At 42.9% G+C, this 20,182-nt stretch carries 16 protein-coding genes and 1 tRNA gene; 9 read left to right on the top strand and 8 right to left on the bottom strand.

All coding sequences use genetic code 11. The annotated features are described in order from the left end of the window. Positions 1–77: 77 nt before the first annotated feature. The gene (locus tag JUI58_RS07150) at positions 78–1,799 is read right to left on the bottom strand and encodes a diflavin flavoprotein (protein ID WP_204103073.1); all 1,722 of its coding nucleotides are present in this window, start codon (positions 1,797–1,799) and stop codon (positions 78–80) included. A 35-nt stretch (positions 1,800–1,834) separates the two neighbouring features. Next, positions 1,835–3,562 (bottom strand): diflavin flavoprotein, encoded by a 1,728-nt coding sequence (locus JUI58_RS07145; protein WP_204103072.1) that lies wholly within the window; start codon positions 3,560–3,562, stop codon positions 1,835–1,837. Positions 3,563–3,606: 44 nt separating this feature from the next. Here JUI58_RS07145 and JUI58_RS07140 point away from each other — a divergent pair, with 44 nt between their 5' ends. After that, positions 3,607–4,404 carry a pantothenate kinase gene (locus tag JUI58_RS07140; protein ID WP_204103071.1) on the top strand — a complete coding sequence of 266 codons (798 nt, stop codon included), beginning with the start codon at positions 3,607–3,609 and terminating at the stop codon, positions 4,402–4,404. 210 nt (positions 4,405–4,614) lie between these two features. On the opposite strand, the gene JUI58_RS07135 is transcribed toward JUI58_RS07140, so the two are convergent. Both JUI58_RS07135 and mgtE read right to left on the bottom strand, forming a co-directional pair. Continuing rightward, positions 4,615–6,414, bottom strand: a complete 1,800-nt coding sequence (locus tag JUI58_RS07135; RefSeq protein ID WP_204103070.1) for a M61 family metallopeptidase — start codon at positions 6,412–6,414, stop codon at positions 4,615–4,617. A gap of 86 nt (positions 6,415–6,500) precedes the next feature. After that, entirely contained in the window at positions 6,501–7,898 is a 1,398-nt protein-coding gene (gene mgtE, locus JUI58_RS07130; protein ID WP_348539856.1) for a magnesium transporter, read from the bottom strand. A 139-nt stretch (positions 7,899–8,037) separates the two neighbouring features. Between mgtE and JUI58_RS07125 the strand changes: the two genes are divergently transcribed. The 3 genes from JUI58_RS07125 (at position 8,038) to JUI58_RS07115 (ending at position 10,056) form a co-directional block, all read left to right on the top strand. Next, the gene (locus tag JUI58_RS07125) at positions 8,038–8,916 is read left to right on the top strand and encodes a CbiQ family ECF transporter T component (RefSeq protein WP_204103068.1); all 879 of its coding nucleotides are present in this window, start codon (positions 8,038–8,040) and stop codon (positions 8,914–8,916) included. A 136-nt stretch (positions 8,917–9,052) separates the two neighbouring features. Then, positions 9,053–9,328 (top strand): transcriptional coactivator PipX, encoded by a 276-nt coding sequence (gene pipX, locus JUI58_RS07120; protein WP_204103067.1) that lies wholly within the window; start codon positions 9,053–9,055, stop codon positions 9,326–9,328. Between the two features lie 35 nt (positions 9,329–9,363). Further along, positions 9,364–10,056 carry a YggS family pyridoxal phosphate-dependent enzyme gene (locus JUI58_RS07115; protein ID WP_204103066.1) on the top strand — a complete coding sequence of 231 codons (693 nt, stop codon included), beginning with the start codon at positions 9,364–9,366 and terminating at the stop codon, positions 10,054–10,056. 53 nt (positions 10,057–10,109) lie between these two features. On the opposite strand, the gene ileS is transcribed toward JUI58_RS07115, so the two are convergent. Then, positions 10,110–12,989, bottom strand: a complete 2,880-nt coding sequence (gene ileS, locus JUI58_RS07110) for an isoleucine--tRNA ligase (protein WP_204103065.1) — start codon at positions 12,987–12,989, stop codon at positions 10,110–10,112. A 98-nt stretch (positions 12,990–13,087) separates the two neighbouring features. Here ileS and JUI58_RS07105 point away from each other — a divergent pair, with 98 nt between their 5' ends. From JUI58_RS07105 to JUI58_RS07095, 3 genes are all read left to right on the top strand, one after another. Continuing rightward, positions 13,088–13,984: a TIGR04168 family protein gene (locus JUI58_RS07105; protein WP_204103064.1), complete on the top strand. Its 897-nt coding sequence runs from the start codon at positions 13,088–13,090 to the stop codon at positions 13,982–13,984. 12 nt (positions 13,985–13,996) lie between these two features. Continuing rightward, positions 13,997–14,081: transfer RNA gene (locus JUI58_RS07100), tRNA-Ser, on the top strand. 10 nt (positions 14,082–14,091) lie between these two features. After that, positions 14,092–14,757 carry a biotin transporter BioY gene (locus JUI58_RS07095; protein WP_204103063.1) on the top strand — a complete coding sequence of 222 codons (666 nt, stop codon included), beginning with the start codon at positions 14,092–14,094 and terminating at the stop codon, positions 14,755–14,757. Between the two features lie 28 nt (positions 14,758–14,785). On the opposite strand, the gene JUI58_RS07090 is transcribed toward JUI58_RS07095, so the two are convergent. The 3 genes from JUI58_RS07090 to JUI58_RS07080 all read right to left on the bottom strand — a co-directional run bounded on the left by JUI58_RS07090 (position 14,786) and on the right by JUI58_RS07080 (position 17,512). After that, positions 14,786–16,198: a hypothetical protein gene (locus JUI58_RS07090; RefSeq protein WP_204103062.1), complete on the bottom strand. Its 1,413-nt coding sequence runs from the start codon at positions 16,196–16,198 to the stop codon at positions 14,786–14,788. 70 nt (positions 16,199–16,268) lie between these two features. Next, the gene (gene tatC / locus JUI58_RS07085; RefSeq protein ID WP_204103061.1) at positions 16,269–17,027 is read right to left on the bottom strand and encodes a twin-arginine translocase subunit TatC; all 759 of its coding nucleotides are present in this window, start codon (positions 17,025–17,027) and stop codon (positions 16,269–16,271) included. Between the two features lie 200 nt (positions 17,028–17,227). Further along, a complete protein-coding gene (locus JUI58_RS07080; RefSeq protein WP_204103060.1) occupies positions 17,228–17,512 on the bottom strand; it encodes a hypothetical protein in 285 nt (94 codons plus the stop codon). Between the two features lie 300 nt (positions 17,513–17,812). Here JUI58_RS07080 and JUI58_RS07075 point away from each other — a divergent pair, with 300 nt between their 5' ends. Then, positions 17,813–18,727 carry a LysR family transcriptional regulator gene (locus JUI58_RS07075; RefSeq protein ID WP_204103059.1) on the top strand — a complete coding sequence of 305 codons (915 nt, stop codon included), beginning with the start codon at positions 17,813–17,815 and terminating at the stop codon, positions 18,725–18,727. A 94-nt stretch (positions 18,728–18,821) separates the two neighbouring features. After that, positions 18,822–19,967, top strand: a complete 1,146-nt coding sequence (locus JUI58_RS07070; protein ID WP_204103058.1) for a DUF58 domain-containing protein — start codon at positions 18,822–18,824, stop codon at positions 19,965–19,967. The last annotated feature ends 215 nt before the right edge of the window (positions 19,968–20,182 follow it).

The following is a 20,182-nucleotide window of genomic DNA, read 5'->3' as shown; positions in this document are numbered from 1 at the left end:
AATTTGTAACCCATCCAACCTATTCTGTAGTGACGTTGCAGGTAACGTCACTACCAGAATTGATCAAAAATCTGTGTTTAATAAAAACTCCCTGTTTTGCGATAATGAACAGCAGTTTTGCCTTTCTCATCTAACACTTTACCTGTATCGGTAACTGCGTAAACTACCCAATGATCGCCGCACTCCATACGACTACTAACGTGACATTCTACATAAGCTAAAGCATCTTTGAGAATAAAACCACCGTTACTTGCATCCTCTTTTTCAATATCCTCAAAACGGTCTTCTCCTGGGGTATAATTCTTCATAAATCGCTTTTGAATCGCATTTCCTTCCGGCAAAATATTGAGGACAAAGCGATCGCCAGTCTGCATTAAATTCTCAATAGCACGATCTTTAGCAACGGCCATAGTTAATCCTGGTGGATTAAAGGAGGCTTGAGATACCCAAGAGGCTAACATAGCGCTAGAAAGTTCTCCTTTCTGTGCCGTAACGACGCATAAAGAGCCGACAATTCGCCCCACAGCTTGTTCCGTGCGGGCAGACTCCGACTCCCCCCCCGAGGCTGTAGATTTGCGTTTTTTCTCCTGTCGCTGCAACAGTTGAGCAAAATCCGTCCCCGCTTCCTCACAATATTTGAGAATAGCATCGGTGGGTTTAAATTTAACCCGGATCGGTTCAAATCCGAAGCGATAGCCCGCATCCCGGAACTTTCCTTCTAAAATGTCGATCGCCTCTCCACTCCAGCCAAAAGAGCCAAAAACCCCCGCTAATTTGTTCTTATCGGCGGTGGAAAGAACGATGCCGAGGGCGGTTTGCACTTGAGTGGGGGCGTGACCGCCGAGAGTAGGAGATCCCATAATAAAGCCGGCGGATTTTTCCACGGCGGCTTTGATTTCCTCGGGTTCGGCGACCTCGCAATTGAGAGAGGTGACGGCGACTCCGGCTTTGGTGATACCTCGGGCGATCGCTTGAGCGATGGTTGCCGTATTGCCGTAAGCCGATGCGTAAATGAGGGCGACGGTATTCGCTTTTTTTTTCTGCTCTTCCACCCACTCTTGGTAAAGATTTGTGAGTTCTGTGAAGCCATATTTCACGAGGGGACCGTGGCCGGGGGCGTAAAATTTAACTTCATATTCGTTAAATTTGTTTAAAGCTGTCCCCACTTGGGTTGCGTGGGGTGCCATCAAACAATCAAAATAATAGCGGCGGTCTTCTGCGTAAACTGTCCAACCTTCATCAAAGATTTGATCGCTACAAACGTGCGCCCCAAAGAGTTTATCCGTGTAGAGAATCTGGGTTTTAGGGTCGTAGGTGGCGAGGCGATCGGGCCATCTCGGACTAGGGGTGAGAATAAATTGGAGGTGATGATCTTGACCAAGATCGAGGGTTTCTTCTCCTTTAATGGTGAGAATATTCAAGTCTCGGTCTTCAATAAGTTTGCGAAGGGCGATCGCGCCAGGATTGGAACAAACAAGGGTAACTTCAGGAATAATATCCAGTAAAAGTGTTAAGGTTTTGGCACGATTGGCGTTAACGTGACCCAAGATAATATAATCAATCTCTGGCAGATTGATACGGTCTTGAAGTGCCTTTAAAAAGATGTCGCTAAAAGATTCACCTGGAGGATCGAAAAGGGCGATTTTATCCCCTTCTATGAGGTAAGAATTAGCAGTTGTGCCTTTTTGTAGGGCATATTCAATTTCAAACTTGAGTCTGTCCCAAGTCCGCGATCGCAGCACCCTTGTTTCTGCGCCAATGGGGAACACTTGAACATCACGAGGTTTAATTTCTGGCATGGTTTTATTGATTGTTGTTTGTTACTTTTTACTCGTTAATAATAATTCCCCACCTTACGATGATGAACAGCCGTTAAAGAGTCAGGTTTAGAGACGCGGCCTTCATCAACTTGGCTGTAAACAATCCAATGATCGCTAACTTCCATGCGGCTAATCACTTCACATTCAAGATAAGCTAAAGCATCAATTAAAATTGGAGAACCATTTTTAGCATCTTGGATATTTACGCCTTCAAAACGGTCTTGACCTGGTTTAAATCGCTTGAGAAAGTGCTTCATTAAATGTTGATAATTACCCTCTTCTAGGATATTCAAAACAAAGCGATCGCCAACCTGCATTACAGACTCAATTGCACGATCTTTCGCTACAGCAATGGTAAGTCCCAAGGGTTCAAAACTAGCTTGAGTGACCCAGGAGGCTAACATTGCCCCTTTAATATCGCCCTTTTGTGCCGTGATAATGTAGAGTCCTCCACTAATGCGACCGATCGCTTTATCGAGATCGCTGTCGAGAGATTTCCGCTTTTGAATCGACTTTTCTTTAGTTAAAAACTGCCCCATATCCGTCCCTGCTTCTTCGCAGAGTTGGTAAGTTGCTTCGGTGGGAGTATCCTTAATGCGAATACTGGGAAAAACTGTCGTTAATCCCAATTCTCGAAACTTGGTTAAAATAGGATCAATAGGTTCGTCATCTTCTCCATAGGACTCAAAAAAGCCTATTACTTGTTTACCATTAGCAGAGGCAAGAATCGTACTGAGAGTAGTTGCTGCTTCTTTCGCTTTCTCACCGGAGGCAGGAGGCATGGCGATCGCAATTCCCGCAGAATTTTCGACAATTTCTCGGACTTCTTGCAGATCTGCACCGATCCCATCGATCATTTCCACAGTAATTCCAGTTTTAGTAATCCCTCGGGCGATAGATTGAGAAAGGCGATCGCTATCTCCGTATCCAGAAACATAAAAAACAGTAACGCTTTTTTCTCCTTTTGTTTGGGCTAAACTCCATTCCCGATAACGTCCAATCAGTTCATCTACATTATGTTTTAGTAAAGGTCCATGACCATTAGCCACTATCTTTACCTCCCCTATTTTTTCCATGCGTTTGAGGGCAGACAAAACAGAACGGGCATTAGGTGCCATCAAACATTCATAGTAAAAGTGATAATCCGGTGCGATCGCCTTCAAATTAACATCAAAGAGATCATCAGAACAATAATGTAGTCCAAAAACATCGCAAGTATATAATGTTTGCGTTCCCCAGTCATAAGTTAAAATCGTATCCGGCCAGTGTAAATTGGGCGCATTAACAAACTCGAGAACATGACCTTTACCCAGGTCAATTTTATCCCCATTTTTAATCACTTGGCGTTCAAATTTTTCATGCACAAATCCTTCTAGGAATTGAATCGCAATTTTCGCCCCAACCACAATAACATTAGGATTTAAGGCGAGAAAATCTTTCACCAAACCGCTATGATCCGGCTCCGTGTGACTAATGATCAGATAATCGATTTGTTTGGGGTCAATTAATCCCGTCAGAGTATCGAGATAGAGTTGACGGAATTTGGCGTGGGAGGTATCAACGAGGGCAATTTTCTCCCCTCGGATCAGATGGGAATTATAGGTAGTACCGTTTTGCAATCCAAATTCAATATCAAAGCGATCGCGATCCCAGTCTAAAGAGCGGATCGTGGTGGTATCTTGGGTTATATCTGCCGTTTGAATGGTCAAGCGCTTTTCCGTTTTTTCCAGAGTTGCTAACATCAGCCACCTCCCCTAATTGCTTAAATTTTCTTGACATTTCTATTTTGCCACATTCAAGTCCTGCATTTGTTAAAGATTTCCGATTCCTTATATTAGTTATTGGTAATTCGCGATCGCATTTCGGCTATTTTGCCGGGCAAAAACTCGTGAAAACTTGGGATACAGAGCATATTTCCCAACCCGTCACGGCGATCCCTAGGGAACTTTTGCCGTTAGGGATTCCCCCTCAATTGAGCCATTCTCTTCCTCTTTATCTCGCTTCCGTTGTTCCAGAACAAACACAATTATGGCGGTCTTATACTTGTGGCAAAGAAATTACTTTAGCGCATCTTCCTTTAGAGGGAATTTATCCAACAATGGGTATCGATCGCGCTTTAGCAGCCTATGGTGCGGTGAAATCTTGGGATTCTCCGGCATTGGTTATCGACGGAGGAACCGCACTAACTTTAACGGGAATCCAAGAGAATTATAAGTTAATAGGGGGAGCTATTTTACCAGGTTTGCGATCGCAGTTTTTATCTCTTTCTCAAACAACAGCAGCATTACCCGATCTGGTGTTACCTTCCCAATTGCCTGCGCGATGGAGTTTGAATACAGAAGAGGCGATCGCCAGTGGAATTCTCTATACAATTTTACCAGGAATTCGCGAGTTTATTATAGATTGGTGGGAAGATTTTCCTGAAGGTCGAGTTATTTTTACGGGAGGAGATGGGGCCTGGTTAGTAGAGACTTTATCTGTTCTTTATTCAGAGTTTGCAGGAAAGATTGAGCTTGATTTAGACTTAATTTTTAAAGGAATTTGGGAAGTTGTGAATAGTCAGACTCATCCCATCAGATGTTAAAGGTTATCTAGGTTGATGTTGAACGATCGCCCTTATTGGGGGCGATCGCTTTATAACGACCTCTTAGCAATTGATATAGCTCAATTATAGGCGATCGATTCAGTTATTTTTGCCCACTCCCAACCCCCAACTCCCAACTCCCAACTCCCAACTCCCAACCCCCAACTCCCAACTCCCAACTCCCAACTATCAACTATCAACTATCAACTATCAACTATTTAACCAGCCTTCTAATAGTTCTTTTTCCGCAAAGGTTGAAGATTTAATTTGTATAATTTGATAGCGTATAGGTTCAGGTTCATCGAGTATAATTTGATAGGTTTGTAAGATTTCTTGATGAAATACTGTTACTGCGATCGCATCTCCCGCTTGATAGTCCCGCAAACGTTCGTTTAAATTGTCGTGAGTTACTCGAATGCCATCAATAGCCAAAAGTTCATCATCAATATCAATCCCTACTTTAGCCGCAGGGGAATGATCCCAAACAAATTGAATTTTAGTTTTTTGTTCTTCTATAATTGTTCTAATGCCTAAATACGGGTAGGGATTTTTCTCAAAAACACTCTCTATTTTTAAACCAAAAGGTAACAGATATTCCTCGAATGGTAATTTAACCATTTCTTGTAAATACTTGTGGAAAAAGTCGCTTAAATCTTCCTCAGCGACGGATTCTATTACCTCTTGCAATTGTTGAGGAGTGTAGCCAATTTCCGCTTGGCCAAATTTCTCCCAGATTATTTGCATAACATCGTTTAGCGATCGCGTATTCTTATATTTACGACGAATACGAAGATCAAGCAAGAAAGATACCATTTCTCCTTTCAAATAGTAGGAGATTTGAGAATTATCGCTATTGGGATGTCTTCGATAGAGTTTGATCCAAGCATCAAAACTGGATTCGTTTAAAGATTGTACATTGCGTCCGGGAGTTTGCAAATAACGAGTAATATCTTTATTTATAGTCTCAAAAAAGGTTTTGCGATCGTAGACTTTTGCCCAAAGAGGAATAATTGTGTCGTAATAGCTCGTTGCTCCTTCACAAAACCATAGAGAAGTAGTATAATTTTCGCGGGTATAGTCGAAGGTTTCCAGTGCTTTAGGACGAATACGCTTTACATTCCAGAGGTGGAAGAATTCGTGGGCAACTAACTGTAAGAAGCGATTATAGCGTTCTTTATTGCGAAATCCTAAGCGATCGTAAATCAAAGAACAGCAATTTTTATGTTCTAAACCACCAAAGCCATCATTGCTTAGATGTAGCAGAAAAATATACTCATCATAGGGTAAACTATCAGGTAAATTCCCGTATAACTTTGTCTCGGTTTTGATGATTTTTTTCGTGTCTTCTATCAGGCGATCTGGTTCTAGATTTCCCTCTCCCCAAATTGCCCATTGGTGGGGTTTTCCCAACACTTCAAAATTGTAGATTGTTTGCTTGCCAATCTCGAAGGGACTATCAACTAAAACGTCAAAATTTTCGGCAATAAAAGTATTTTCTTGCCCTTTAACCTTGGGTAAACTGGTAGTAATGTGCCAGTCGGGATAGGGTAGCGCGATCGCAATTTGATAAGGTATATTTTCCCAACTGGGAATAAAGAAAAAGAGAGATGCACCATTAAAATAGCCGTGAGTGCGATCGAGATGGTTGGTTCGCACAGTTAGTTCGTTGGCATAAACGCGATAATATACCGTTATGCTAGTGGTATCCTCAGTATCAATTTGCCAGTGATTTTTCTCCAGTTTGCGGAGATGAAGACTTTCTTCCTCACTTTCTTTCTCACTTTTTATTGTTGCTTTAAAGTCTTGGACGTGACGCGAATATTCCCTCACTAAATAAGAACCAGGAGTCCAAACTGGCATTTGCAGATTTAGCCGATCCGATCGCCAGTTTTCGACCTTCAATGTTACCTCAAATAGGTGATTCTGCGGTTCTGGTAGGGCAACGCAGTAAGATAGGATTGGAGTAGTTGTGGTAATAGTGCGATCGCGAAGGACTGTGGTTTTAGTCATTAACTTCTAAATTAACTTATAATACTTGATAATACTTGATTTTAGCAGATTTTTACAACGCCAAACTACAAAATTTAATTAACCTGCTAATTCAAGATACTCCGCGCGATCGCAAAATAAATAAGAACCCCTAAAACATCCACCGCCGTAGTAATAAAAGGAGCCGACATCAACGCCGGATCTAGACCCAAAGTACGGAATAAAAACGGCAAAGAAGACCCAGAAACCGAAGCCAATAAAGAAATAACCACTAAACTGCTCCCCACAGATAAAGCCACAAAAATATTTTTTTGCATCAGGTAATGCGCCCACAAAGTCGCCATAATTCCTAAAGAAGTCCCCAATAATAACCCCGCCATTGCCTCGCGAAAGATCACTTGTAAGGGTCCTAAAGCACGTAACTCATCCGTATTTAAACCCCGAATTACCACTGTAGAAGACTGCGCCCCAATATTCCCTCCCGTCCCCGTTAAAAGGGGAATAAATGCCACGATCGCGATCGCCTGTCCCGTATATTCCAACAAAGCACCTTGAGTTTGAATAATTGCCCCCGTCACCGTATTTGTTGCCAACAAAATTAACAACCAAAAAATGCGCTTGCGAGCCACAACTAATAAACTGGTTTGGAAATACTTATCTCCATCCCCTTGTACCCCTCCAATAGCGTACATATCTTCCGTCGCTTCCCGCTCTAAAATATCAATCGTATCGTCCACCGTGACCACCCCCACCAAACGCGCCTCCTTATCCACCACAGGTAATGCCAACAGATCGTAACGTTGAATCGATCGCGCCACTTCCTCTTGATCCATCTCCGTCGTCACGCTGACCACATCCCGAGTCATAATTTCCCCAAGAGTTTTCTCAGGAGAAGAAACCACTAAATCTCGCAGAGAGACAATTCCCGTTAAACGACGAGCATTATCCGTCACATAAAGATAGTAAATCAGTTCTGAAGCATTGGCTTGAGCGCGAATGCGATCGAGAGTTTGCATTACCGTGATATTCTCCTTGAGAGAGATATACTCAGGAGTCATGATCCGCCCGGCAGTATCTTCCTCATATCCCAGCAATAATGCCGTTGCTTGGCGCTCTTTGGGACTCAATTGAGCCAATAATTGACGCACGACTTTCGCCGGTAATTCATCAAATAATCGGGCGCGATCGTCCGGAGACATATTTTCAACAATCTCGATCGCCTCTTGACGTTTAAAATCTTGAATCAGGTTCTGTTGTACCGAGGAATCTAAATGTTCGTACACCTCGATCGCCTCATCTTTCGAGAGCAAGCGAAAGGCGATGGCCTGCATTGAATCGGGCAGTCCTTCAATTGCTTCCGCAATATCCACAGGCTGTACGGGAATAAGCAATGCTTTGGCTCCTTCCCAATTTTCTCGCTCCAAAAGGGTATGCAATTGGTTGCATACCAATTGGCGAAGCTCGTGGCGCGAGATTGTTTGTGCAGAAGTCACATTCTCCATCAAGATTAACCCGTTTTGGTAAATTCTTTAATCCATATCTTAAAGGGTATGGGGTGTAGAAGATCTAGTTTAGCTGGGCAAAACCATGACAGTCCTTACCATAAGATGCAAAAATTCTGTTAAGAAAAATAGATAAAAATATATGGATTTACTGCGATCGCTTCCCATTGGACTCTACCTGGAGCATCCCGTTACATGGCTGCACCGTCTCGATCCTCGGGTTAAATTAGTATGGTTACTCAGTTTTCTGATTACCCCCGTAATTTCTAATGTAAATTGGCGTATTGTTCTAGCTTTAGGGGCGATCGCGATTACCTTAACAGCCCGCATTCCCTTTAGAGCATTGCGACAGCAAGCCGGTTGGCTTCTCATTGTCTGCACGATCGCCTTTATTGTCACTTGTTTTGTCAATGATGGGCTGGCGATTTCCTCACAACCGCGCTGGCCAGATTCAGCCTTGGCGATCGCCCCCGCAACAAATTATCAGTATATTTTGCTACAAGTGGGACGCTTTCATGTCACCCGTCACTCCCTCGATCTTGCTATAAATCTCAGTAGCATCCTCTTCGTCTTGATCTACAGTAGCAGTCTTTATCTCCTGACCACGGCTCCCGAAGAGATTACCGCCGGACTGGAAGACCTCATGCAGCCCCTGCGCCGCCTCAAAATTCCTGTGACTGAAATTGCCCTAACCTTAACCCTTTCCCTGCGCTTTATTCCCCTCGTACTCGAGGAAATCCAAAATCTTTTCCGGTCTGTCACCACCCGCGCCATCAATTGGAAAAAACTGGGACTGCGCCAAAGTTTCAACTTATGGCTGATTGTCGCCGAACGACTCTTAGAAAATCTCCTCATGCGTGCCGAACAAATTGCGATCGCAATGGAAGTGCGCGGGTTTACCAGCCCCGATCGCCATCGCGTTCAATGGCATCAACTCCGCTTGGGTATTAGTGATGGAGTTGCCCTCGGCATTTTAGTTCTTTTTTGGTGGGTGCGCTTGGTTTGGGGATGGGCAGCTTAATCAATGAAAAAGAGAAGACAGCAGAGAAGACCATATTGAGATATAATGAGTTGGGGCAGTTGTCTGAAAATTAAAATTTTAGCAATTTTTCCGATTGTTTCCTCTGGTTATATAAGGGTAATTTATTTCGCGATCGATGGATAAAAATAACGAAACTTACCTCAATCACCCTACGTTTGGTTTACTCTTCAAGGTTTGCCCGATTGAAGACAATCGAGAGTTATATACGACCCTTTATGCTCAACGTTTATTTTTTTTTGTAACTCACAATCGAGATAACTTGAGCTTTGAACCTATCAAGCGTTCTGATGCTCGCCTAGTGGTGGAAAATCGCCTGCGTCAATTACGCCGCATTGGAGCCGATATAGACTATAAAGGTCTACAAGTCGTTTACCAACGCACTTTCCAATAATCCTGCTCTTGCCTGTTGCCTGTTACTTCTCTAAAATGACTGACTCCATTAGCGATCGCCTACAGCGAATTTACCAACAGTTGCCCTCGGGGGTTCGCGCGATCGCCGTAAGCAAGCAAGTTTCTCTTGAGGCGATGCGGGAGGCCTACCAAGCGGGAGCAAGAGACTTTGCGGAGAGTCGCATTCAAGAAGCATTACCCAAACAAGAGCAACTACAAGATTTAAAGGATATTTGCTGGCATTTTATCGGTCATATTCAAAGTAATAAGGCCAAAAAGGTGATCGAAAGTTTTGATTGGATTCACTCTTGTGATAGCCTCAAACTGGCTCAACGTCTGAACAGTCTTGCAGCAGATATGCAACGCAATCCTAAAATTTGTCTGCAAGTAAAAATCTTACCCGATGCTGATAAATATGGTTGGAGTCAATCGGAATTACTCGCCGATCTTGGGAAACTCGATCGCCTCTCCCATTTAAAAATTCAAGGTTTGATGACAATTCTGCCCTTGGGACTCTCAGATGCAGAAAAGTTGGCGACTTTTCAAGCAACAAAAGAACTCGGCGATCGCATCACCCAAGATCCCACGACCAATTTAACTCTACCTGAACTCTCAATGGGAATGTCTGGAGACTACCCCCTCGCCCTACAAGCTGGAGCAACAATGATCCGTCCTGGACGGATTATATTTGGCGATCGCCCCTCCTCATTATCTTTAGTTAACGGTTGATTGGCAAGAAGATAAACGTCTAAAATCAACTCATATAATTTCATATATAGGAGTTAAAAATCTCCAGACAATGCAGTTTCGCAGCGATCGCACAGCAAAGGATGTTGGCTAGATTGACCAACATAAGTGGAATAATTCCAACAGCGATCGCATTTTTCTCCCTCTGCTTTGATAATACCAATGGCAATATTATCGGATTCACTTTTGTATTCTGCTTTTTGAATTGTATCGAGAGAATCGACTAATTCAACTTGGGAAGCTAGGAAAAGATAGCGCAGTTCGTCAATGCGATTTCCGGCTAAACTCTCTATTGGGTTTAATGCTTGCAAAGATTGTTTTAACGCTACATCGGTGCTATAGATTAACACTTTAGCATCTAAAGAAGAACCGATCGCCTTCTCGCTGCGTGCTTGTTCCATCACCTTATTCACTTCCGTTCGGATATCGCGTAAAATCGTCCAAGAAGCGGCAAGTTTTGGCTTTTTCCACTCAGACTTCATTTCCAACCAACCCGAGGCAAAGACGGACTTATAAGGGGTCTTATAGGGCAAAAATTGCCAGATGTCTTCCGCCGTATGGGACAATACTGGGGCGATCGATTTAGCTAAACTTTCTAAAGCAATAGATAGGACAGTTTGACAACTGCGACGACGGGGAGAATTCAACGCAGAAATATAGAGGCGATCCTTGGCGATATCGAGATAGAAATTGGATAGATCGACTACACAGAAATTTTGGATAGCTTGGAAGAAACGGTAAAATTGATAAGTATCAAATGCTTCGGTAATATCGTCAAAAACTTCCGTAATGCGATGTAGCATATAGCGATCGAGTTCTGCCATTTCTTCATAAGCAACCGCGTGTTTTTTAGGGTCAAAATCATGTAAATTTCCCAACAAGAATCGCGATGTATTGCGAATCTTGCGATACACATCGGACAGTTGTTTGATAATATTGTTACCAATCAGAACATCGTTAGAGTAATCGACGGAAGAAACCCATAAACGCAGTACGTCGGCACCATAAGCGGGTTCTTTCTTCTTATTATTCCCGCCATTAATAATCATGTTGGGATCGATGACATTACCGAGGGATTTACTCATTTTATATCCCTTTTCATCGAGAGCAAATCCGTGGGTTAATACTGTTTTATAGGGAGCAATTCCATTAGTTGCGACGCTAGTTAACAAACTAGATTGAAACCAACCGCGATGCTGATCCGATCCTTCTAAATATATATCCACAGGATATTTTAATTCTTCTCGGTTATTAGCAACAGCAGCCCAAGAAGAACCGGAATCAAACCAAACATCCATTGTATCCATGCCTTTCCGATAGGTCTTACCATTATTGCGATATTGTTCGGGAAGTAACTCTTCTACGGATAGTTTCCACCACGCATCAGAGCCATTTTTGGCGATAATTGTTTGGATATGGTCGATAGTTTCTTGAGTCACTAAAGGTTCGTTGGTTTCTTCATCGTAGAATACAGGAATCGGCATTCCCCAACTGCGCTGACGAGAGATGCACCAATCTGCGCGATCGCTAACCATTGGGGTGATGCGATTTTGTCCTTGAGAGGGAATCCATTCTACAGTAGAAATTGCCTTTAATGCTTCATCTCGAAACCCCTCTACAGAAGCAAACCATTGTTCTGTTGCCCGGAAAATGGTCGGTTTTTTGGTGCGCCAATCGTAGGGATATTTATGCACGTAGGACTCTTCTAAAAGTAAAGCGTTTGCTTCAATTAAGGCTTCAATAATTGCGCCATTGGCATCTTTTAAAACATTTAAACCTTTAAATTTTCCTGCTTCTTCGGTAAAGTTTCCATTCTCATCAACTGGAGACAAAATAGGCAGTCCGTAGCGCTGTCCCACGATAAAATCTTCTTGACCGTGACCGGGTGCCGTATGTACTAAACCCGTCCCTGATTCTGTGGTCACGTAATCGCCACCAATGAGAATTTTACTCTCGCGATCGCAGAGAGGATGCTGATAAGTACAGCCTTCTAATTCTGCCCCTTTAACTGTTGTTTTTACTGTTAATATTGTGCCTAATTTTTCACTCAATCTTGCTTGTAAATCCTCAGCAATGAGTAAATATTGAGGAGTAGTAATTTCCCCCGCCATTTCCACCACAGCATAAGTTAATTCAGGGTTAACCGCGACACCCAAATTAGCAGGAATTGTCCAAGGGGTTGTTGTCCAAATGGCTACTCCTAAATTGGGCAAAAATTCAGCCAATTTTTCCTCAACTGCTGGGGCAGCCTTTAACATGGAAAAAGCAACATAGATACTGCGAGAAGTGTGACCTTCAGGATATTCTAACTCTGCTTCCGCGAGGGCAGTTTTAGAACTGGGACTCCAATGAACTGACTTTAAACCGCGATAGATATAACCCTTGAGTGCCATTTTGCCAAAAACGGCAATTTGGGCGGCTTCGTATTCCGGTTGTAGAGTTAAATAAGGATTGTCCCAATCTCCCCAAATGCCGTAGCGTTTAAATCCCGATCGCTGTTCCTCCATGGACGCGATCGCGAATTCTTTCGCTTTTTGACGCAGAGATAAAGGAGTTAGTTTTTCCCGTTCCTTCTGCTTCATTTTTTGCAGAACTTTCAGTTCAATAGGCAGTCCGTGACAGTCCCAACCTGGAACATAACGAACTTTGCGCCCTTGCAAAATTTTATATTTATTAATAATATCTTTAAGAATCTTATTGAGGGCGTGACCCATGTGCAGAGACCCATTCGCGTAGGGGGGTCCATCGTGAAGCACGAAAATTTCCCCTGGATTATCCCGCGACAGGGTTTCATAAATCTGCTCATCAGCCCAAAATTGTTGCAATTCCGGTTCGCGCTGGACGGCATTAGCTCTCATGCTAAAGTCAGTTTTGGGAAGATTGACGGTTTCTTTGTAGCTCTGTTGTTCTGTCACGGTCTAATCCAGAATTCGATTTCTTTTTCCTATTATTAATGAAAATAGCTTTTTCTGGCCAATTTAAGACAAAATAGGATACTTGTATTGTTTTTGTTATGAAAGCAGAAATTAAAATTGCAGTCGTGGGGGATATTCACGACCAATGGGAAGCAGAAGATAGAATTGCTCTCGAACATTTAGGGGTTGATTTAGTTCTTTTTGTGGGGGATTTTGGTAACGAGGCGATCGCCGTCGTTCGAGAAGTTGCTGCCACGACTCTCCCTTTTGCGGCTGTTTTAGGCAATCACGATGCCTGGTATACTGCCTCTCCTTGGGGTCGGAAAAAGCCCCCCTATGACCCTAAAAAGGTCGATCGCGTGCAAGAACAGTTGGACATCTTAGGAGAGGCGCACGTGGGCTATGGAAAGCGAGATTTTCCCGAATTGGGGCTTTCTGTCGTCGGAGGTCGTCCCTTTAGTTGGGGAGGATCTGAGTGGAGTAGCCCAGAATTTTTCCGCGATCGCTACAACGTCAACGGATTTACTGAGTCATGCGATCGCATTGTTGCAGCAGCCCAAGAAACATCTCAAGAAACCTTGATTTTCCTGTCCCATAATGGACCCTATGGGTTAGGCGATCGCCCAGAAGATATTTGCGGCCGGGACTGGGAACCCATAGGAGGCGATCGCGGAGACTTGGATTTAACGGAGGCGATCGCCAAAACTCGCCACTTCAACAAAAAAATTCCCCTTGTCACCTTTGGTCATATGCACCAAAGTTTGCGCCATACCCAACACCAACAGCGCCAGATGCTACAAATTCAAGGAAGTACCTTTTATCTGAATGCAGCACAGGTTCCCCGTATTATTAACCGTAAGAACGACATTCGGCGCAATTTTTCGATTGTGGTTTTGCAAGATGGAGAGGTGACAAAGATTTCTCTGGTTTGGGTAGGTCAGGATTATCAAATTATTTCTCAAGACATCTTTTTTCCCTTCTCCTTGTTATTATAAGAAAAGACTTGTGGAGAGGTGGCAGAGTGGTCGAACGCTCTCGACTTGAAATCGAGTGAACCGAAAGGTTCCGTGGGTTCGAATCCCACCCTCTCCGTATTTTAAAGATGAGTACAAAAAACCCTCGTAGAAGAAAGCGCAGTCGTCCCATTCGCCGCAAATCCGCAAATAATCCCAATCTTTCCCTACCTTACAAACTGCTTTGGGCGGTGGTGGGTTTGTTTTTGACGATTGGTGGGACTTTTATGGAACCTTCTACGACAACTTTACCGTGGAATTGGGCATCGGAAAGCGGCGTACAAACTTACGCTTTAGGGGTAACATTTCAGGTGGGGGCGGTATTACTGGTGGGATGTTTGGGAGGGAAGCAATCAGGGGCGCTTTCACAAATTATCTATATCTTATTAGGGCTATTTTTACCGAGATTTCGTATTTTTACCCACGGAGGCGGCTTAGACTACATTATAGAGCCGACTTTTGGTTATTTATTGGGCTTTATTCCTGGGGCTTGGATTTGCGGTTCTTTGGCTTTTCGCACAAAACCTACCCTAGAAGCACTGGCATTTAGTTGTTTTTGTGGCTTATTTACCATTCATCTGTTAGGTATTATCTATTTGATTGGTTTGCATCTTTTTGGCTTCATTGATGAGGGATTTATTGCGTTATTGCAAGACATTTTACAATATTCTCTACGTCCTTTATTTGGACAAAGTACGATTGTCTGTGGGGTTTCTGTGTTAGCATTTGCCCTGCGGCGAATTATGTTCTATTGAATAGAAAAAAGAGTGCATCTTTTTGAGACTATTTTTTGAAGAATCGCAAGATTAGAAAGGTCAAAACTCCACTAATGACTCCTAAAAAAATACTGATTACTAAAGGAAAAAATATGAAACTAATTTGTAGAAAAGAAGAGATTGAGTCTTCTGGAATAGTCACAAATTGTTTGATTATGATGCGACTTTCTTCTTGTCCAATACTAGCAGCAACTAAGGAAGCGACACTAATTCCTACTCCTGCGATCGCGATCGTATTATTCAAAGTACGTTCGTTTTGAGTGCGTTCGATCGCCATGATTCCTTCTAGGGTTTGAATGAAACTATAAAGGGGTTTTATTCCTTCACTGAGAACTTTATAATCTATCTCTATTTGTTCGGTTTTATCCTTAGCAGAGTTGGCAAATGCCTCAAAAAATTTCAGATCGCAGAGGGTAGAATTATTGCGATCGCGCATCCATTGCAAACGGTTTTGATAATTTTTTTGGTTTATTTTAATATTCATCAGGTATTCTTGAAAATAGCTGAGGTGAGTACCACACAAACACAACATTTCCAAAGTATTTCCGAGGTCTTTCTGCAACTGCTTCAGATCGAGTTGAGAACTTTCTAACCGTCTCGATATATTATCAACCATATTTTTTAGATCCCCCGATACGCTTTGTAAAATTGCTTTAATTGTGCGGCTTTGTTCGTAAATCCAGAGGATTTTGCTGCGATAATGAAACAAGGACATAAAATCGGGATACAAATCTCCTATAATTTTTTCAATTTCTGCTGGGGTTTTATATTGAGGAAATAAACAGATTAAGATATGATGAGTCCGATTTTCTCCATCCAGAATAGTATTGGGTTGTTCGAGTTCGTATAAATATGCTTCTTGATAGATTCCTTGTCCGATTAAATCTTGTTTCCAATTAATTTTTTTGATTATTTCTAAATATTTAGAACAGGATTCGGCAATTTTTTCGATTTCCTTTGGGTCTTGAGTTGCACTATCGATCTGTCCTAAAAAAAGCCAGCTTTGTCCGAGTTTAGCTGGTATTTTTGTGGTATGATTGTCAATAATTCTGACAAATTTTTGCAGTTCTAGGAATCTTTCAGCAGTAGAGTTTTGTTCGCGATCTGGATCGTTATTGCGTCCAGTACAATTGATTTGTAAAGCCAGAGTATCCCCCAGTTTAACAGGGTAATAGTAGCCATCGAGAGGGGCATCAAAAGGCTTAATATGTGAATCTAACAATTCGATAGAGTTAGAAAAATCTCGTTCTTTCTTTTTGAAGGCTTCTATGTTTTTGTCGATATAGTTTTCGTCGTAAATGCGATTCCAAAAACGGCGGCGATCGCTTTCAATATCCTCTTCGCTTTTACCGAGTCCGCTATATAGATCGTAGAGGAAAATATCGACACTGGGATCGGATATGGATGGAGTTTGGTTCATTACCTTAGAAACATTTTATTATTTCATTTAAGCAGATTTGAGATGAGTCGATCGCCCAACAATCAAGAAATTATTTCCCAATCAGTTTGACAACACCGATACCACCAAAATATAAAACTAAAACTGCCCCTCCCAGAAGAGACTGAGTAATGGGATCTGTAGAAGGTGTAATCACTGCACCCAAAATTGCGGCAGCAAGAACAATATAACGCCATCCCGAAAGCATTTTCTCAGAACTAATGATTCCCAATTGTGCCAAAATTAACTGGAGGATTGGCACTTGAAAAACTAAACCGGTTCCGAACAGCAATAAAAGAATAAATTCAAAATAGCGATCGATCGACCAGGCTTGTTCGACAACATCTGCACCGTAATTGATAAAAAAGTTTAAGGCTGCGGGAACGAGGGCAATATATGAGAAAGCCAAGCCTGCAAAAAAGAGAATTCCCGATCCTAGAACAACGGGACCGAGAAGACGACGTTCGCGACGAGTTAACCCTGGTAAGACAAATTGAATAACTTGGTAGAGAATCCAAGGGCTAGAAATCAGTATACCTGTATAGCCTGCGACCTTAATGGAAACGAAGAAGAATTCTCCTGGTGTAAGTTCTAAGAACTTTACCCCATGAGCGGGCATTTCCAGTAGATTAACAATGGGTTTTACGAAGAAAAAGCAACCAATACAACAAATGAAGATCGCGATTAAACTTGAGAAAATCCGCCATCGCAGTTCGTCGAGATGGTCGAAGAGAGACATTTCAACATCATCGGGAAGGTCATCGAGTTCAGGAGTTGTTGCGGGGGCTTCTTCGAGGTCGGTTGTTGCCATTATCGTTTCGAGAATGCGTTATCGATCGCCTTCTATTGTATCGCGTGATGAGATTTATAGATTTCCATCCTCAATTTAGCTTTAGCTTTGCTTCTAGAATCTGAAAAACTCAAAAGTCAAAAACCGATCGCGATCGCATTTTTAAGCCTTTGAGTTTTTCAAGAATTAGCGAGATTGTGTTTTTGCTCTAACATCCTTTTTTAATGATAGTAGCGTCCTTCTAGCCAGGTTCTCAATTCTGTTTCGCTGGTGCTGGAAAATGAAGAATTTGTTACAGGATCGTAAGCGTTGTATACTTTGTTTCCAGTGCGATCGCGACGGATCGAAACGCGAGGTTCTTCGCTACCTGAGAGAAAAGCAAAGAAATCTTGCAGAAATTGCTGAAATCCTGAGTTAAATTCAACATTTTGAGTCGTTTTCGCTTCACCTTCGTTGTAAATGCGCTCTAATTTTTGTTGCGTCGTGGAAATGCTATAGTTAGTCATAATTCAATATTCGCTCCCGTCTTTTGCGGTTGATACTTTGACTATAGCAAGAAGAAAACTTAATATTCAAAGCATAACGTAGATATCTTCTATCGATAAAATCGATAGATAGCAAAAAATAGCTACCTATTATAGTTATCAATCCCTCACTCCCAACTATCCACTATCCACTATCCACTATCCACTATCCACTATCCACTCCCAACTCCCAACTCCCAACTCTCAACTCCCAACTCTCAACTCTCAACTCTCAACTCTCAACTCTCAACTATCCACTATCCTCTCCCAACTCTCTTTCCCATGAGTGCTATCAACCCCTACAAGTTAAAAATCTCGCAATTCCGCGCCCTCGTTGCGGTTGCAGATTGTCAAAATTTCAGTACGGCTGCTCTTGAATTGGACTTGTCTCAATCGACAGTCAGCCACGCGATCGCGCAACTCGAGGAAGAATTAGGGGTACAACTGGTTAAACGAGGGCGACAGGGGGCAAAAGTCACCCCTGTTGGCGATCGCATTGTAGCACAAGCTCGGCAGGTTTTACACTTATTGGAGGGAATCGCCCGAGAAGCCAATCGCGATAAAGGATTAGATGGGGGACAAGTTCGCATTGCTGCTTTCCGAAGCGTGGCAACTCACTTATTACCGTCGGCGATCGCCAGGCTGCATCGCCATTTCCCCAATATTCAAATCGATATCGCCGAATACGGAGAAATTTATGAAATCGAACAGGCACTTAGACAAAGAGAAGTTGATATTGGAGTCACAGAATGTTTAGTTGGGGAAGGGTTTTCCACTTGGGAGATCGTTGAAGATGAATATATTGCGCTTTTACCGCCTCAAGCACGGGAAAAACAAACTCAACTCACTTGGCAGAAACTTGCCTCTTATCCTTTAATTCTCTCACGTCATGCCAGTTGTAGCGCCAGAATTCGCAAATGCTTGCAACAGTCGGAAGTACCCATTGACATTGCTTACGAAATCCAAGAAGATTCTACGGCGATCGCAATGGTAATGCGCGGGTTAGGGGCAACAATTTTACCCCGCATGGCGGCGGAACCCATTCCTGCTAATATTAAAGTTTGTAAGTTACCTTGTCATCTCTCTCGTACTTTGGGAGCCTCAATTTTAGAAAATGCCCTGCATCCTCCAGTTGTTTTTGCCTTTTTAGATGCCTTGAGAAATACGGGGCAATTCCGCGAACCGATTGCTGTCTAACCTTCTTAACAACAATTTGATGCTTTGCAATCCTAATCTTTTCGGTTAAAATCGAAAAGCAAAGATTGCGATCGCGGAAATCATGTTCAAAATAATGACACGGACGCTAGATTGGTTAGAACGCAATTGGGTTAAACCCGCTTATTCTGGGGGTGTTTTACTGGCGATCGCCTTATGTTTCTTTGGGGCAGCTACTAATACAATGGCCGGGTGGTTATATGCCATTAGCGGCATTATTTTCGCCTTATTGGGACTCGGTGCCGTCCTCGCTGGGCGCTCTCTTTCTCACATTAAGGTAAGTCGTCGTCTCATCGCTCCAATTAGTGCGGGAGATAATATCACATTAGAGCTAGAAATAGAAAATACTAGCAATAGTCCGCGATCGCTGCTACAAGCCTACGATCTTTTACCTTCAGTTCTCGGAACAGCCAAACCCACGGCGATCGAGCAAATTCTTCCCCATCAAACCCAGCGCATTACCTATTATCATCCTACCCAAAAACGGGGCGTTTATCGCTGGCAAGAAGTAGAACTGAGAACCGCAACTCCCTTGGGTTTATTTTGGGCGCGTCGCAGTCGAAAAGTCCCCGCAAAAGCCATTGTTTACCCGCAAGTTTTACCCCTGCGTTATTGTCCTCTCGTCGATACCATTGGGAGAGAAGAAAGACTGCAAAATGAAAGCGATCGCCGCTATCAATCAGCAACAGAAGGAATTACCAAAGCCCTGCGTCCCTATCGTACTGGCGATCCGACCCGTTTAATTCACTGGCGAACTAGCGCCAGACTGGGAACACTACAAGTTAGAGAACTCGAAGTGATTACCAGTGGCAAAGAAGTAATTATTTGTTTAGATAGTGGTGCAGCTTGGAACTCCGAGGAATTTGAACGGGCTGTCATTGCAGCAGCATCTCTTTATTTTTACGCCAGTCGCTGCCAATTTAGCGTCCAATTGTGGACTGCACAAACAGGTTTAGTGCAAGGAAATCGCGTTGTTTTGGAAACCCTTGCCGCTACTTATATTCAAGAAGAAAAAACGACAGAAATTCCCTTAAAGTTTCCCTTAGTTTGGTTAACACCTCATGCAAATAGTATAAATACTCTTCCTCGTGGCAGTTGTTATCTACTCTTTACCAATTCTACAGCCAGTTTTGTTCCCTCAGATGTTACAGGAAATCTCATCGGTTTAGCGATCGATTCCGAACAACCTTTACAAGACCAGTTACAGCGACAAGTTAGATAATTAAGTTAGATAATTGATAAATTGATAATTCTTCATTGATAATTGATAATTATAGGACTGACGCATTAGCGGGCAAGATGCCCGCACTACCATACGGATAGAATACAGTAGTGGGAGCGTCTCGCTCCCTAGCTGCGTAAGTCTCGCTCCCTAGCTGCGTAAGTCTCGCTCCCTAGCTGCGTAAGTCTCGCTCCCTAGCTGCGTAAGTCTCGCTC

It is taken from the genome of Spirulina sp. CCY15215 (assembly GCF_016888125.1).
Taxonomy (GTDB): domain Bacteria; phylum Cyanobacteriota; class Cyanobacteriia; order Cyanobacteriales; family Spirulinaceae; genus CCY15215.
Note: the sequence above shows the minus strand (reverse complement) of the source record. Positions and strands in the feature narration are given on the sequence as shown.

Bases quoted from the DNA above. Each gene is read 5' to 3' on its own strand.
- JUI58_RS07150 (WP_204103073.1), bottom strand. From the start codon at position 1,799: ATGCCAGAAATTAAACCTCGTGATGTTCAAGTGTTCCCCATTGGCGCA.
- JUI58_RS07145 (WP_204103072.1), bottom strand. From the start codon at position 3,562: ATGTTAGCAACTCTGGAAAAAACGGAAAAGCGCTTGACCATTCAAACG.
- JUI58_RS07135 (WP_204103070.1), bottom strand. From the start codon at position 6,414: ATGACTAAAACCACAGTCCTTCGCGATCGCACTATTACCACAACTACT.
- JUI58_RS07125 (WP_204103068.1), top strand. From the start codon at position 8,038: ATGGATTTACTGCGATCGCTTCCCATTGGACTCTACCTGGAGCATCCC.
- pipX (WP_204103067.1), top strand. From the start codon at position 9,053: ATGGATAAAAATAACGAAACTTACCTCAATCACCCTACGTTTGGTTTA.
- JUI58_RS07115 (WP_204103066.1), top strand. From the start codon at position 9,364: ATGACTGACTCCATTAGCGATCGCCTACAGCGAATTTACCAACAGTTG.
- JUI58_RS07105 (WP_204103064.1), top strand. From the start codon at position 13,088: ATGAAAGCAGAAATTAAAATTGCAGTCGTGGGGGATATTCACGACCAA.
- JUI58_RS07095 (WP_204103063.1), top strand. From the start codon at position 14,092: ATGAGTACAAAAAACCCTCGTAGAAGAAAGCGCAGTCGTCCCATTCGC.
- JUI58_RS07090 (WP_204103062.1), bottom strand. From the start codon at position 16,198: ATGAACCAAACTCCATCCATATCCGATCCCAGTGTCGATATTTTCCTC.
- tatC (WP_204103061.1), bottom strand. From the start codon at position 17,027: ATGGCAACAACCGACCTCGAAGAAGCCCCCGCAACAACTCCTGAACTC.
- JUI58_RS07080 (WP_204103060.1), bottom strand. From the start codon at position 17,512: ATGACTAACTATAGCATTTCCACGACGCAACAAAAATTAGAGCGCATT.
- JUI58_RS07075 (WP_204103059.1), top strand. From the start codon at position 17,813: ATGAGTGCTATCAACCCCTACAAGTTAAAAATCTCGCAATTCCGCGCC.
- JUI58_RS07070 (WP_204103058.1), top strand. From the start codon at position 18,822: ATGACACGGACGCTAGATTGGTTAGAACGCAATTGGGTTAAACCCGCT.